Origin of the sequence: Phenylobacterium sp. LjRoot219, from assembly GCF_964252995.1 — a bacterium.
In the GTDB taxonomy this organism is placed as follows: Bacteria; Pseudomonadota; Alphaproteobacteria; order Caulobacterales; family Caulobacteraceae; genus Phenylobacterium.
In genome coordinates this window covers 262,221-277,524 of sequence record NZ_CAXUQI020000003.1, presented here as the reverse complement: position 1 = coordinate 277,524, position 15,304 = coordinate 262,221, and the positions used below count along the sequence as shown (strand labels likewise).

The following is a 15,304-nucleotide window of genomic DNA, read 5'->3' as shown; positions in this document are numbered from 1 at the left end:
TGGTGATCACTTCTGCTTCAGCAGGAAGATCCCGTAGCCGACCCCGGCTTCGTCGCCGCTCCGTCCGCTCTGGAAGGCGATGGTGCGACCGTCGGGACTGACGACGGGATTGGACGCCTTGTAGCCGGGGTAATCGCCCCAGCGCGTCATGCGCACCATCTCGGGGCTGCTGGGCGCCAGCCGAAGCTTCCAGATGTCGATCGTCTTTGAGGTGTTGGTCGCCTGATCGCGGCTCGACTCCACAAGGGCGTGCTGGCCGTCCGGGAAGACGCCTTCCACCTCGTTGTACTCGTCGGGCAGCTTCCGATAGGCCGTGGTCTGGCCAGTCGTAAGATCCACGCCCATCACGTCGGCAAGCAGAACCTTGTTGAACCGGTAGCAGACGTAGATCAGCTCGCGGTCGTCATTGCGGAAATCCTGCGGCTCCCCGCCGACGCAGTCGGGACGTTTCAGCCGCACCGCCTCGCGCTTGTTGACGAGCTTCGGCTCGCCGTTCTCCAGCGCAATGTCCGCCGTGTAGATGACGACGTCGGTGACTTCGCCCGGATGGGTGCGAGGGTCGACGGCCCAGGCGACTTTCATCCGGCTGCGCGAGATCGCGATGCCTTCGGTCAGCTTCTGATCCAGCGCTATCGGCGCGCCGCCGTCGGCCTTGAGATACCAGAGCTCCTGGTCCGTGAAGCGCGTCTTGCGCACGTCGTCGAACTTGCGCGCGCCGACCAGCAGGAAGTCGCCGTTCGGGAGGTACTGGACGCGCAGGTACCCCGGGCTGGGATAGTGCGTCAGCAGCCGGATCTGCTTGGTCCTGACGTCGACCACGAAGGCGTCGCCGAAGCTCTTCGACATGAAGGCGATCTTGCGCCCGTCCGGAGACCAGGACGCGCGCTCGCCGAAGTAGGTCAGCTGTTCGACGTTCGGCGGCGGCTTGTCCTCGGGACTACCACTCTTGGCGACTGGCGGCGCGCTCGCGGCCCCGCCGCCAAGTGCGACCGAAAGGCCTGCGGCCGCCAACAGGATCGACGTGATGCGCTTCATGATCTCATCCCCATCAGGAGCCGGAGAGGGCGCCTCGTAGACAAAAATTTCGCCGGGCGAATACCGGCTTCGTGTCACCGGCTGCCACCGGAGGCGTCCGCCGTTCGGCCGCTCGCAGCGTCACCGTGCTCCGACCAGAACGATTGCGGCCGCGAACGGCGGGAAGCGCAGGGAAGCTAGGCGAGGTCTACCGCGACAACTTCGTGGATGCGCAGCCGCGGAACCTCGATGATCAGCCTGTCGCCCTCGCGCCTGACCTTAGCGTCCTGTTCCGCCTCAAGCAGCCGGACGCGCTTGGCTCGCGCTCCCGGGGGGAGCTGAAGGCCGACGACGAACGGACCCAGCGGCACGGTCTCGTGCATGAAGCCCTTCATCGTCGAAGGATTGTTCAGGTTGACCAGGTGCGCGGCGAGCGACTTCTCCTGCCGCCAATAGCTGACGTCGACGAGGCCCGCGCCCTCGACGGTCATCGGCTGAAGCTCTCCCGTCGCCCACGCGACCGCGTTGCGAAGCAGGTACAGGTGGTCCCTGGCCGAATGCTCCCAGAATGTCTGATCGGGGTTGAACGGGAAATAGACCACACGCCCTTTCCCGAAGGTTCGGGCGTAAGCCATTTGCACATCGGACGTCGGCTCTCGGGGATAGGCCGCTTCCGCCGGCAGTTCGGGATAGCTGCGGATCAGCCTCAGCGGCGGACGCTCGGCGGGGGAATGGGGCGTGACGTGCACGAGATGCGTTCCCGCGACGATCCGCGGCGTATCGTCGAGGCCGACCGTCAGGGGATGCGGGCCGTCGATGCTGATGTAGGCGTTCGCCACCTTCTTATCGACCTTGCCGGCGTAGTCGCAGCCGAACAGGTCCGCCAGGCCGAAGTTCTTCCGCGGGACGCCGAACTCGTCGTAGAGCGAGGTCTCGCCGGTGGCGACGATGGCGCCGCCGTTGGCCACGTAGTCGCGGATGCTGGCGCACTGGCTGTCAGTCAGAACCGCGATGTTCGGCAGTACGATCGCCTTGTACCGGCCGATCACGGCGCGATCGAGCTCACGGTCGTCGACCAGGCCGAACGGCGCCCGGGCTTCGAGAAGCGCCTGGTAGAAGCCGTTCAGCGAGGCCTCGTTGCCGCCGGCGGTCATCGCGCTGACGGGCTGACGCGACGGCGGCTCGGCGGACGGATAATAGCTGTTGGTCTGCACCGATTGCATCATCGCGACCGTGGCCAGGTTGGCCGTGTTCCGGAAGTAGCGTTCGTGCCTGGAATGCCAGGCGAACGCCCTTTCCACCGCGGGGACCCAGCGTTTGTCGAAGACTTCCGCCTTGAACTTGATCAGCCAGGGCCGGAAACCCTGAGCCATGCCGTCGTGCATGAAGGCGAGGGTCTCGTCGACGGACTGCACCGAGTCCTTGAATTCGATCTGGGCGACGTTGAAGCTGCCGCTGATCGGCCCGCTGCCCTGCATGACGCACGCGGCTTCCTTGGCGCCGCGGCCGGCCGCCCAAATAGGGTGATGAGCCTGCCGGTGCTGCTGATCCGCGTAGATCGCCCGGAAGGCCCCGCGCAGGCGTTTGGGATCGAGCCGCTGCCACGACGAGCCGGGGGCGAACAGGCCCTCGGGGTTTATGCTGCGAACCGTCTCGTTATAGGTCTTGATCTGCGCGAAGCGCTTTTCGTCGTTCCACTGCTGGTAGGCGCGCAGGGCGGGATCCTGCCTGTTCATCATGGACCGGGGCAGGTCCTGACCGCTGAACTGGCGGAATTCCGATGCGCAAATGTTGCAGTAGCAGATGCCGGCGAGACCGCCCGACCAGCGGTTTCCGAAGATGCCGTCGACCGGGTAAGTGCTCACGATCTCGCGGATGACCTGCGGCATCCACTCGAAACTCACCGGGCCGTTGGGGCAGCTCAGGTAGACCGAGGGATCGTTGGGGTGCTTGCGCGGCTGGCCGTCGGCGCCCCGCGCGGCCCAGTCCGGATGCGCCGCCAGCGCGTCGGGCCGCAGTACGCTCGGATCGACCCGCGCCAGGACGCGCAGCCCCATGGCCTTGCTCGCTTTGGCCATGTCGCCGAAGGGATCGGACGAGCCCAGGTGCTTGCTGCGGTAGTGGAAGGGCACTTCGGTCGGGTAGAAGGCCACGATGCCGCCGGCGCCGAGGCATACGCCCTGCGTCTTTGTCCGCCGCATGAAGTCGAGCCAGAACTTGGGATCGTAGCGCCCCGGATCATCCTCGGTGAAGTTGACCTGCACCCACCGCATCGGCTGCCACACCCAGTCGGGCGCATCGGCGGCGAGAGCCCTCGATACGCCGAAGGGCGCCGCGCCGGCGACCGCGGCCAATGACGCCGCGGCCTTCATCAGTGTCCTGCGATCCGGCGAGGAGATGCTGCTGGGTTCTTTCACGCTGACCTCGTTCGCTCGATACCTGAGTGGCATGGATGGGGCGCTACAAGGGCGCCACAGGGGGCGGGAGCATGGCTCAGCTCGCCGGTGCGCCACTTTCACGCCAGCTACGCTCAGGCAGGTTGATCTCGACAGCGGGGCCTAGGCGATCGGCGCTCTCGCCGAGTGCGAAGCGGTAGCGTCCTGCCCGCATGTGCCAGCCGCTGTTCTTCCAATCGGCGAGCAGGCGCGGGTCGATGTTCAGCACCACCTGCTTCGTCTCACCGGCCGCCAGTTGCACGCGCTGGAAACCGACTAGCCGCCGCTTCACCTGTCCGGCCTGAGAGACCAGGTAGAGCTGAGAGACGTCGGCGCCGGCACGCTTGCCGGTGTTGCGCACGGTGAAGGTGGCGGTCGTTCCCGAGAACTTGAGGGGCGACGTCTTGAAGGTGGTGTAGCTCAGGCCGTGGCCGAACGGGAACAGCGGCTTCAACCCCTTCCGCGCGTACCAGCGATAGCCGACGTCCGACCCCTCAGGGAATTCGACCGGGAGGACTTGCTGCTCCTTCGGCAGCGTGCGGACATCCTTGCCCTTCGCCGCATCGATCAGGTTCTGGCCCGGAAGCACGGGATTGGGGATCTGCGCGGTTGAGACCGGGAAGGTCACCGGCAGCCGCCCGGAAGGATTGACAGCGCCGGAGAGCACGCGGGCGATCGCTTGCCCACCGCGGTTGCCCGGATACCAGGCCTGCAGCACCGCCGGCACGCGGTCGATCCAGGGCATCGCCACCGGACCGCCGGTCTCGAGCACGACGATCGTGCGCCGGTTGGCGGCGGCCACGGCCTCGATCAGCCGATCCTGGTTGTCCGGCAGGTTGAGGCTGAGCACATCGCGGCCTTCGTACCGGAACTGCTCGGCGAAGACGACCACGACGTCCGCGCTGCGCGCAGCTCCGGCGGCGCGGGCCGGATCGGTCCCATCGTCGAAGCTCACGGTGGCTTCTGGGTACTGCGCCTTTAGCGCGGCGAGCGGCGCAGAAGGCATATAAAGGCGGAAGTGATACGCCTTATCGTCGTACCGCATCTGGTGCGACGCGCCGCCGACGGGCCAAACCTGCGAAGATCCGGCCCCTGCCAGGACGCCCTTGTCGGCGTGGCCGCCGACAACCAGGATGCGTTTTGCGCTGGCCGCGAGCGGCAGAAGCCCGCCTTCGTTCTTCAGCAGGACGATGCCCTGCTCCGCCACGCGCTGCGCCAGCTCGAGGTGCGCGGCGAAGTCAATCGGCTTGCCCGGGATCGGCGGATCGTTCGTGATCCCAAGCGCATACATGGTGCGCAAGATGCGGGACACCGAGCGGTCCACATCGGCCGGCGCGACGTCGCCCGTCCCCAGCGCCTCCTTGAGGCGCTCGCCGAACCAGGGGTTATGCCTTGGCTGCGTGCCCGATTCCTGGTCCAGGCCCTGTCGGATTGAGACCGAGTGGACAGCCCCCCAGTCGGACATCACCCAGCCCTTGTAGCCCCAGTCGCGCCGCAGCACGTCATTCAGCAGGAACGAGTTCTCGCAGGCGTAGACCGTGTTGACCTTATTGTAGGCGCACATGACGGAACCGGGCTGGCCGACCTCGATGGCGATCTGGAAGGCGAGCAGGTCGCTCTCGCGCATGGCGGGCTCGGACATTCGCACGTCGGCGAAGGAGCGCCCCGTCTCGTTGGCGTTGAGCGCATAGTGCTTGACCGTCGAAACGATTCGGTTCGACTGGATGCCGCGGACCGAGTAGCCGCCGAGCACGCCGGTGAGCAGCGGGTCCTCGCTGAAATACTCGAATGCGCGTCCGCCTCGCGGGTCGCGCACCAGGTTGATGCCCCCGGCCAGCAGAACGTTGAACCCCTTGGCCCGGGTCTCCGCACCCATGGCGCGTCCGACCTGCTCGATGAGTTCCGGACTCCAAGTGGACGCCATGGCGAGCCCGGCCGGCATCGCCGTCGCTTCATCCTTGGCCCGCATCAGCCCGCCCATGTTCGCGACGCCCAGGCTGGCGTCGGACTCCGTGAGCGGCGGGATGCCGAGCCGCGGCACGCCCGGCACGTAGCCTGCGCCCTTGACCAGGTTGGCCGGGAATTTCCCCGCCGGCCAGGTCTGGGGCACGAACCCCTGCAGCATCGAGAGCTTCTCGTCCTGCGTCATCTGGGTGATCGTGGCGGCGGCTCGGGCGTCCGGGTCCGCAGGCTGCGCCCCGGCGGTCGGGGCCGCGGCGACCAAGGCCAGCAGGGCGGCCGTCGTGAGCCTCAGCCGGGATCTCGCCGAAGACCCTCGCTTGCTCGGCTGGTCGAAACAAACCCCAGTAACAGCCGGCATCGTTCGCGCTCGCTCTCTAGGGGTTGGAAATACCTGGCGCGGCCAGAGCTCTGCACCAACCGAACCGTGTGGCTTCCGCTGGTTCGGAAAAAAAGATGCGCCGGGCGTCCCAATCGCCCGGCGCAAGGGGGAGGGCTGGTGCGGCTAGCGAGAGCCGAAGGCGTAGCGCAGGTTGATGCCGACCTCGCGCGGCGGGGTCGTCGTCACGCGGACGTAGGGCGCGGTGATCGTCGAGGCCTGCGCCGTCTGGAACGTCGGCGGTTGGAGGACCTGCACGCTGGTGCCGACGATGCTCGCGTCCGCCGTCAGCACCTTGGTCGTGTTGAAGATGTTCTTGGCGTAGAGCGCGACCTCCCAGCCCCCGTCGCGGCTGCGCACGCCGGTGTAGAGGTTGAGCAGCCCGAAGCCGTCGACCGCATCGTTGCGGTTATTCGGATCGCCGTTGGTCTTCGGACGGTAGGTGAACAGGCCACGGATGTAGCCGTCCATTTGCTCATTTACCGGGCGGGCGTATTCGCCCTGCAGCGTCAGGTTCCACTTCGGGATGAACTGCAGCGGACCATTCGTCACGCACTCCGACAGCCCCTCGGCGCCCGTAGCCGCCTGAAGTTGCGCGATGGTCGGCGCCTGGGTGAGGACTTCGGGCACGCCGTCGCCGTTGAGGTCGTTGCAGGCGATCGGCTGGTTCTTGATCTTGCTCTTGGCGTAGCTGAAGGCGCCTGAGATGTTCAGGCCCTGCATCACCTGCCAGGAGGCGTCGATGTCGACGCCATCGATCTTCGCGTCGACGCTGTTGCCGAAGTTGAAGTTGCCGACCGTCGGGCCAAGCTGGTTGAGATTGACGTAGTAAACCTGCTGGCCGCGCTGGATGAAGTTGTTGAAGTCCTGGTGGAAGGCGGCGGCGTTGAACAGCACCCGCTTGTCGAAGAAGGTCGACTTGAATCCGATCTCGTAGGACTTGGACTTTTCGTTGGCTAGATCGATGTGCCGCTCCAGCGTCGGCGTTAGGGGGCGGAACACGCCGATGACGAACGGACCGGGGCGGAAGGCGCTGCCGGTGTTCCCATAGACCATGAAGTCGCTGGTGAAGCGGTGTGACAGCGAGACGTTGTAGAGGGTGGCTTCCGCCTTGTCCTTCTTGTCGTTCAGGACAGGCCGGCCGCTGACGATCAGGGTGTTGCTGTCGCGATACCACAGCTTGCGGAGGCCGCCGGACAGCTCCGTCGACTCGCCGATGTGCAAAGTGGCGTTGCCGAAGATTGACCGCTCGTGCGACTTGCCGCGACGCGAGACCGGGGTCTCGACGGCGCGGATAAAGCGGCCGCCCAGAGTGACCGCCGAGACCTGCGTCAGGTCGTTTGGCGGGTTGAAGTCCTGCTGGTAGCCGCCGACCGTGTAGTCGAGCAGGCCGCCGAAGAGGGGCTGGTCGGACGACAAGCGCAGTTCGTTGGTGGTCTGCTTGGAGCGGCTGTGCAGGTTCTGGCGGAAGACGATGCCGGTGAAGGCGTTGGCGGCGTCCTGCGAGGAGAACTGCCGCAGATCCGTCTTCGTGAACGAGCCGACGTAGCTGAGCTTCTGGCCGGCGAAGCGATATTCGGCGTTGGCCGTGAACAGGTCCTGCTTCTGCTTGAAGGCGCCGAAGTCGTCGGTGATGCCGGCGTAGTCGTCGGCGTGCAGGATCGGCTGCGTCCCCACCGGCTGGCTCGGATCGAGCGTTGACACCGACACGACCTGCTCGAAGGAGATCACCTTCTTCTCCAGGTGCTGGTACATCAGGTCGACGGTCAGCGCGTCGTTCCACTCGAAACGAAGGCTCGGCCGCACGGCCCAGGTCTTGCTCGAGGGATGGGTCGGGCTGTTGATGCTGCCGATCCCATTGCCCTGGCTGTCGTCGATGATCCCGGCGATGCGGAAGCCGAGCATGTCGGCGATGATCGGCGCATTCACCGCGCCGTTTAGGTTACGGCCGTGCTGGTCGTTGATGGTGAGATTGCCGAAGCCGCCGAAGTCGCCGAGCGACGGCCGGCGGGTGGTCAGGGTGATCGAACCCGAAGGCGCGGACTGGCCGCGCAACGTGCCCTGCGGCCCGCGCAGGACTTCGATCTGGCCGACGTCGAACATGGATTGGAAGGCGTAGGACGACTGGATCGTCGCATCGTTCAGGTAGAAGGCGACGGTCGGCTGAGCGCCCGATTCCGCCTGGAACGGCGCGCCGCGGATCGTGGCGGCGGTCGTGAACCCGCTCGTGCCGGCCGTCAGGTTAAGCCCCGGGACGACGGCCTGGACGTCCTCGAACTGTCGGATGTTGAGCTTCTCGAGCGTCGCGCCGGTGACGGCGTTCACCGTCTGCGGCACCTCCTGCAAGCTCTCGGCCTTGCGACGGGCCGTAACGACGATCTCGCTGAGCATCGTGTCCTCGGACGAGGTCGATGCGGCGGGTTGCGCCATGGCCCCCGTCGCGATTGCGGCGACGCTCACGCTGGCGAATATCAGTGATGAAAGTCTCATTAGGTTCCCCTCCCAAGTGTTGGTGAATTTGTTCGCGGCCGCGTCTCTTCAGCGCGCGGAACACCGCGATTGTGATTGAGCCAGGCCGGCCCTTTTGGCTGTGTCGCCGAGGGCGGCAGCATCAGCTGCAGCGCGCCTTACGCCGCCGCGCAGCTTGGGTTCTTGGCCTTGGGCAGCGTGATGAAGTTGACGCTGGTCGGCGCCAGCGTGACCCGGCTCGCCTTCAGCGGGGTCGGGGACATGCCCGGCAGCTTGTCGCCAGGCTGGAGCGCCAGCGCCCGTCCATTCAGCAGGACCGTCTTACTCTGCAGCTCTGGGCTTGTCAGGGCGTATAGGTCCGCGGGCCCGGACAAGCGGATCTGCGCCGGCGCCTTCTCGAGGTTGATCGCGAGCAACGTAACGCCGCCGGCGACGCCCCGCTGGCAGTGGGCGTAGACATGCAAGCCGGGTTGGATCGGCCCGGCGTCGAGCACCTGGGTCCCCATCAGCCGGCGCCACAGCACCGCGCCCCAATAGCTGGCGTTCGGCTGGAACGTCTTTTCGTCGATCACGCCGTTGCTGCCGCTGATCAGCGCGTGCGTGAACATCGCGTCGAGGCCCTGCTTGGCCAGGCGCGCGTGCGTGTCGAGATACCGGAAGCTGTCGAGGAACGTCGGCTGCCACTGCAGGCCGCCGCACGCCGCCCCGCCGGTTTCGGTCAGCCAGATCGGCGCGCCCGGCGCATGGCGATCACGCAGCGCCTTCATCTCCTGGAGCTGCTTGTCGGGGCGGGCCAGAAACTCCTCGGTCAGGGCCTTGTCCGCACTGATCCCCTGTGGGGACTCGGGCGGCGCGCAACGCTGCGCGAGGACCGGGTAGAAGTGGTACGAAACGATGTCGAACTTCGGGGTCGGGTTCGCAGCGGCATACTGTTCGGGGCTCGTTCCCATTAGGGAGGCGACGCCGGCGATCCCGAGGGTCGCGTTCCCCGGACCGGCCAACTTCACGTCCGGGGCGACTTTGGCCATGCTCGCGCGGAAGGTCGCGAAATCGCGTGCGAAGTCTGCAGCGCTGACGCCGTGTTTAATCCGCGGCGGTTCTGGGGCGTTGGGCTCATTGAACAGCTCCGCCGCGTAGATCTCGCCGCCGATCGAGCGCGTATAGGTCATCCACGGCGCCGCCATCTTCGGCGTCCAGGCGTGCGCGCTGTCGCGTACGCCCTCGCTGTTGGTGAAGGAGGTGACGATCTTGGTGTCGGTCGCCTTCGCGAAGTCGATGGCGTCCTTCCACCGTTCGCGGGTGAGCACCACCGTATAGCCGTCCGGCGCCTTAGCCGGCGGCGGGGTGTCGCTGTCATGGAAGTAGACCGAGTTCGCCGTCGTGCCGCTGTAACGCAGGTAGAAGGGCGCAAGGGCGGCGGTGAGGGTGCGGAGCCGCGGATTGGTCAAGTCGGTCGCGGCCCGCGGTTCCCGGACAGCGGAAACGTCCTTCGGCTGCTCCCCTTTGGGCATGGCGTCATACGCCTTCCAGGTCTCGCCACCGGTCAGATGCGAGAAGCCGATCTGGTACGACTGGAACCGCTCGTCGATCTTGCGAACGAACGGCAGGCTCGCCGCCTCGATCTCGAGCGACCTGGCGGGCGGGGCCTTCGCCGGCGCCTGGGCTTGCGCGCCAGAGGCAAGGGCAAGCGCGCTCGCGCCGACAAGGGCTCCCGCAACAATCGGATTGGCTGAAATCTGCTTCACGGCGCGCCCTCGGTTTCCGCCCTGCCCCATTTTGGTCGGGACGCTATCCCGCAACCCTCTACGTGGTCAAATGTTTTGACCACGTTCGTATTTAGGCGCGTTTCTGGGACCGCGGGCGCGTGGCCTCGCCGTTCAGGTGACGGAAGATCTCCTAGGGTTCGCTCGGTCTTTGCGGCAGTCGCGGCTGGCGTCGCCGATCAGCCGGTGCGCGACCGCTTCTTGGGTGGCGCGACGAAGTCATGTCCCGACAACCGGCGGATCGAGGCCTGGAGGCGACGCTCGGCGTCATGAATTTCCTGCTGCGTCCGCACCGTCGAGATCATGTGCTGCCGCGCCGCCTCGCTCGCGCCTTCGGGATCTCGGGCCATGATCGCGTCGTAAATGGCTTTGTGTTCGGCCAGCTGCGTATCCGGCGCGCGCCGATGCTCGAACAGGTTCCGGCGGTTCAGATAAACGTTGGACCGCAGCACCGTCTCAAGGCTGCGCATGACGTGCAGCAGCATGCTGTTGTGGCTGGCGGCGTACATCGCGAAGTGGAAGTCCGCATCGGACTTGGCGATCTCTTCTGCGTCGCCAGCCTCGTGCGCCGCCGTCATCCGTTCGAACTGTTCCTGGATAGCCTTTCGGTCGAGCTCAGAGGCGCGAGTGGCGGCGTAGCCGGCGGCGGCGGCTTCGACGACGGACCGGAACTCCATGCAGTCGATGCGAGCGTCCGGCTCCTCGAAGAGCAGCGCCAGAGGATCGCGCAGCGTGCGGCCGATGGACTCGCTGACGTAGCAGACCCCCTGCGCGTCAGTCGTCAGAAGGCCGAGCTGTACGAGTTTGTCGAGCGCGTCACGCAGCGACGGGCGCGATACGTCCAACTTCGCTGAGAGGTCACGCTCCGAGAGGAGCCGCTCACCAGGCTGAAGAGCGCCCTCCAGAATGAGTTGCTGGATATGCTCGGCGACGGCGTCCGCCAACTTGGCCGGTCTGATCGACGGCGACATCGTTCCGCATCTCCACTTCCCTACGTCAACCGATGTGGCGCCTCCACGTCAGACCGTCAACGCGGTCACCGAATTTGCCCGCCCAAACGTATGGTTAGTCCCCCAGACCATCTCCTCGCGTGCACCCGTTGATCACGTGGGTTCAGGCGCAACCGGATGGTCCGCGAGCGCCTCCAGCGCCCGGACCATCGCGGAATGATCCCAACCGCTTCCGCCGCGGGCCACGCAGGCGCTGAACAGCTGTTGCGCCAAGCCGGTGTTCGGCAACGCCAGTCCCAGCGCCCGCGCGCTGGACAAGGCGAGGTTCAGGTCCTTCTGGTGCAGCTCGATCCTGAACCCTGGATCGAACGTGCGCTTGATCATCCGCTCGCCGTGCACCTCGAGCACGCGCGAGGAGGCGAACCCGCCCATCAGCGCCTCACGAACCTTCGCGGGATCAACGCCGGCCTTGGATGCGAAGAGCAGAGCTTCGGCGACGGCCTCGATGTTCAAGGCAACGATGATCTGATTGGCCACCTTGGCCACCTGGCCAGCGCCGACGTCGCCCACGAGCGTGATGTTCTTGCCCATCAGCTCGAAAAGCGGCCGGACGCGCTCGAACACCGCCGACTTGCCGCCGCACATGATCGTCAGCGCGGCGTTCTTCGCCCCGACTTCGCCGCCGGACACGGGTGCGTCGACATAGTCGCAGCCGAGCGCGGCGATCCTCTCGGCGAACCCGCGGGTGGAGATCGGGTCGATGGAGCTCATGTCCACGATACATTTTCCGGCGCTAAGTCCGGCGGCCGCCCCGTCGACGCCGAACAGGACGCGTTCAACGTCCGGGGTGTCCGGCAGCATCAGGACGACGACCTCAGCGGCGGCGGCGACCTCGCGAGCCGACGCGCAGGCGACGGCGCCGCCGGCGAGCAGTTCATTCGGCAACGGACTGCGATGCTGTACGACGTACAGCTGATGGCCGGCGCTCTGGAGGTGGCCAGCTATCGGGCGTCCCATGACGCCCAGGCCGATGAAGCCGATTTTCACGTGCGTTGCTCCGAGGAGTTGTGATCAGGGGAGGGCTCAGGGCGCCGAGGCCGCGCCGCCGGCCATCCGTCCGGCAGGACCAGGATGGCGCGGAAGTCGTTCACATTGGTTCGGGTCGGGCCGGTGACCACGAGCTCGCCCAAGCGTTCGAAGAAGCCGCCGCTGTCGTGAGCGGCAAGGTAGGCGAGCGGATCGAGCCCGCTGGCTCGCGCGCGGGCCAGAGTGTCGGGACCCGCCAGGGCGCCCGCGGCCCCGCCGCTCGCGCCGTCCTCGCCGTCGGTGTCAGCGGCCAGGGCCCATACCCGATCTCGAGGTCCGAGCTCGGCCATGAGGGCGAGCAGGAACTCGGTGTTGCGCCCTCCGCGACCGGTTGGTGGGCCGCTCAGGGTCACCGTCGTCTCGCCGCCGGAGATGAAAGCTGTCGGCTCCAGCCGGCCGTGCCGGACAAGATCGGCCATGCCGCGAGCGACGTCGCGGCTCTCGCCTTCGATGTCGTCTCCGAGGATGCGGACCCTGAAGCCTGCGGCCTGAGCGACGGCGGCCGCGGCGTTCAAGGCCCACCGCGGCGTCGCAATGGCGCGAATATCGTCGGGTCCGGTCGCTAGCGCAGGAGGCGGGGGCTGCGCGAGGAGGCGGGCGGCCGCCGGCGGCACGTCCGGGCCGAGCGCTGCGAGGATCCGGCTGAGATCCGGTTCGCCATCGGCGTCGAGGGCCGTCGGGCCCGAAGCGATTGCTGCGAGATGGTCGCCGGGGATGTCGCTGACGCACAACGTGACGACCCGCGCCGGGGCGGCTGCTGCAGCGAGCTTGCCGCCTTTGATAGCCGAAAGCCGCCGCCGCACGGCGTTCATTGTGCGGATGTCCAAGCCTGATCGCAGCAGCAGGCGGTTGACGGTCCGCTTGTCCTCCAGCGTGACGCCATCTGCCGGCAGGGCCATGACGGAGGAGCCGCCGCCGGAAATCAACGCAAGAACAAGATCTTCCTCGGCGAGGCCGCCGACCGCGGTCAGAATTTCACGCGCAGCAGCTTCGCTGTTCGAGTCTGGCACCGGATGAGCGGCCTCGAGCACGCGGATTCGGTGTGTTGGCGCTCCATGACCGTATGGAACGACAACGACGCCCGAGAGCGGCATGTCCGGCCAGGCCGCCTCGACGGCGGCCGCCATGGAGCCAGCGGCCTTGCCGGCGCCGACCACGATGCAACGGCCCGTCGGCCGCTCTGGAAGGTGGGCTGCAAGAACGGTCGCCGGATCGGCGCTGTCGACCGCAGCCTCGAACATAGATCGTAGAAGCTGACGGGCCCAGAGATCGCGGGCCTCGTTCTGCGTAGCAGCCATCACTGTGTGAGGCTTTCTGCCTGACCGCGCGTGCCGTGCGCAAAATCGCGCTTGCGCCTGCTTGGCGGCGCGCCGACGGGGCGGACGATGTTCGCAGCTCTGAAACGGTCGGGCTCGGCCATGTCAGATGGCTAACAATGTTGACCAGTCGTGGCAAGCGAGGGCGATTGCCTGCGGACGAGTGTGTGCGAAAGCAGGCGCGGAAATCGGAAGAGAGGGTTCCCGGTGGCGGGCGTAGCTTCGGATGCTACGCCAGAATTCCTCTAGCTGCTTCCTCGAAGGCCCGCGTGTCGGACTGCGGCGAACGGCGCGGTAAAAAAATACGACCACGCAGGTTGAGTTGAAGGGCGGCAGGGGCTACCGCTGCCCCGACGCCCATACTCAGTACGCGTTTGGAACGGAAAACTGAGCCGGCGCCACCGTGTCGTGCTCCTAGTTTGGGTGAGGGAGGAACGAGATGAGCCTGACCTTGCCGCCCCTCGACGAGTCCGTTCTGCAGCGACGGGACGAGGTCGTGCGCATGCTGCGCACACTGCTTCCCGCGGAATGTGTGATCGAGGCGGAGGAGGCTCGCCGCGCCTACGAATCCGACGGGCTGACCGCCTATCGGCAACTGCCCATGGTGGTCGCCCTGCCGGAGACGACCGAGCAGGTGTCGCAGGTGCTCGCCTGGTGTCAGGGGGCGGGCGTGAAGGTGGTTCCCCGCGGCGCAGGAACGTCGCTTTCTGGGGGCGCGCTGCCGTTGGGCGATGCGGTGCTGCTCGGGATGGCCAAGTTCAACCGCGTCCTTGAGATCGACTATGACGACCGCGTCGCCGTCGTGCAGCCGGGCGTCACCAATCTCGCCGTCACCCAGGCCGTGGAAGGTCAGGGCTTTTATTACGCCCCCGACCCCTCCAGCCAGATCGCCTGCACCATCGGCGGCAACGTGGCGGAGAATTCCGGCGGGGTACACTGCCTCAAGTACGGGCTGACGACGAACAACGTGCTCGGCGTCGAGCTGGTGCTGATGTCCGGCGAGGTGATCCGCCTCGGCGGCCGCCACATGGAGCCGCAGGATCTCGACCTCCTGGGCCTGGTCGTGGGCTCGGAAGGACTGCTGGGGGTGGTTACCGAGGTCACAGTCCGCATTCTGCCGAAGCCGGTGACGGCTGTGGCCATGCTGATCGGCTTCCCCGCGGTCGAGTCCGCTGGACAATGTGTCGCCGACATCATTGGGGCCGGCGTCATTCCGGCTGGGATGGAGATGATGGATCGGCTCGCGGTCGAGGCCGCCGAGGCCTTCGTACATGCGGGCTATCCGCTGGATGTCGAAGCCCTGTTGATCCTCGAACTCGACGGCTTTGAGGCGGAATGCGAGGACCTCGCCGCGCTCGTCCGCGAGATCGCCAGCGCAAACGGCGCCACGACGCTGCGCCTCTCGCAGTCCGACGCGGAACGCCAGCTCTTCTGGGCCGGCCGCAAGGCGGCGTTCCCGGCGGTCGGCCGCCTTGCGCCCGATTACTACTGCATGGACGGCACCATCCCCCGCGGACGGCTGCCCGAGGTGCTGCGCGGCATGTCGGAGATGTCGGAGCGCTACGGCCTGGCGGTCGCGAACGTCTTCCACGCCGGCGACGGTAACCTGCATCCGCTGATCCTCTATGACGCCAACGAGGCGGGTCAGCTGGAGCGGGCGGAAGCCTTCGGCGCAGACATCCTCAGGCTCTGCGTCGAGGTGGGCGGCGTGCTGACCGGCGAGCATGGCGTCGGCGTCGAGAAGCGGGACCTCATGCCGTTGATGTTCAGCGAGACGGACCTCGCCCATCAGCAGCGGCTGAAGTGTGCGTTCGACCCGCAGCTGTTGCTCAATCCGGGCAAGGTGTTCCCGACGCTGCATCGCTGCGCCGAGCTCGGCCGCGTGCATGTTCACCGGGGCCAGGTCGCCTTTCCGCACCTGCCGAGGTTCTGA

General features: G+C 66.7%; 9 protein-coding genes. 1 reads left to right on the top strand and 8 read right to left on the bottom strand.

Features of this window, described 5'->3' with window-relative positions; all coding sequences use genetic code 11:
• Positions 1 to 6: 6 nt before the first annotated feature.
• The 8 genes from ACSQ14_RS26055 to ACSQ14_RS26020 all read right to left on the bottom strand — a co-directional run bounded on the left by ACSQ14_RS26055 (position 7) and on the right by ACSQ14_RS26020 (position 13,353).
• Positions 7 to 1,035, bottom strand: a complete 1,029-nt coding sequence (locus ACSQ14_RS26055) for a TolB family protein (RefSeq protein WP_436018086.1) — start codon at positions 1,033 to 1,035, stop codon at positions 7 to 9.
• A 176-nt stretch (positions 1,036 to 1,211) separates the two neighbouring features.
• A complete protein-coding gene (locus ACSQ14_RS26050) occupies positions 1,212 to 3,431 on the bottom strand; it encodes a hypothetical protein (RefSeq protein ID WP_436018084.1) in 2,220 nt (739 codons plus the stop codon).
• A 76-nt stretch (positions 3,432 to 3,507) separates the two neighbouring features.
• Positions 3,508 to 5,598: a beta-glucosidase family protein gene (locus ACSQ14_RS26045; RefSeq protein ID WP_436018082.1), complete on the bottom strand. Its 2,091-nt coding sequence runs from the start codon at positions 5,596 to 5,598 to the stop codon at positions 3,508 to 3,510.
• Between the two features lie 315 nt (positions 5,599 to 5,913).
• Positions 5,914 to 8,217, bottom strand: coding sequence for a TonB-dependent receptor (locus ACSQ14_RS26040; protein ID WP_436018080.1), 2,304 nt, complete (start codon positions 8,215 to 8,217; stop codon positions 5,914 to 5,916).
• Between the two features lie 197 nt (positions 8,218 to 8,414).
• Positions 8,415 to 10,001, bottom strand: coding sequence for a hypothetical protein (locus ACSQ14_RS26035; protein WP_436018078.1), 1,587 nt, complete (start codon positions 9,999 to 10,001; stop codon positions 8,415 to 8,417).
• Positions 10,002 to 10,198: 197 nt separating this feature from the next.
• The gene (locus ACSQ14_RS26030; protein WP_436018076.1) at positions 10,199 to 10,990 is read right to left on the bottom strand and encodes an FCD domain-containing protein; all 792 of its coding nucleotides are present in this window, start codon (positions 10,988 to 10,990) and stop codon (positions 10,199 to 10,201) included.
• A gap of 132 nt (positions 10,991 to 11,122) precedes the next feature.
• On the bottom strand, positions 11,123 to 12,016 hold the full coding sequence (locus ACSQ14_RS26025) for a 2-hydroxy-3-oxopropionate reductase (RefSeq protein WP_436018074.1): 894 nt from the start codon (positions 12,014 to 12,016) through the stop codon (positions 11,123 to 11,125).
• Entirely contained in the window at positions 12,013 to 13,353 is a 1,341-nt protein-coding gene (locus ACSQ14_RS26020) for a glycerate kinase type-2 family protein (RefSeq protein WP_436018072.1), read from the bottom strand. Before ACSQ14_RS26020 ends, ACSQ14_RS26025 begins: the two co-directional genes overlap by 4 nt.
• 457 nt (positions 13,354 to 13,810) lie before the next feature.
• On the opposite strand from ACSQ14_RS26020, the gene ACSQ14_RS26015 reads away from it, so the two are divergent.
• Entirely contained in the window at positions 13,811 to 15,304 is a 1,494-nt protein-coding gene (locus tag ACSQ14_RS26015) for an FAD-linked oxidase C-terminal domain-containing protein (protein ID WP_436018070.1), read from the top strand.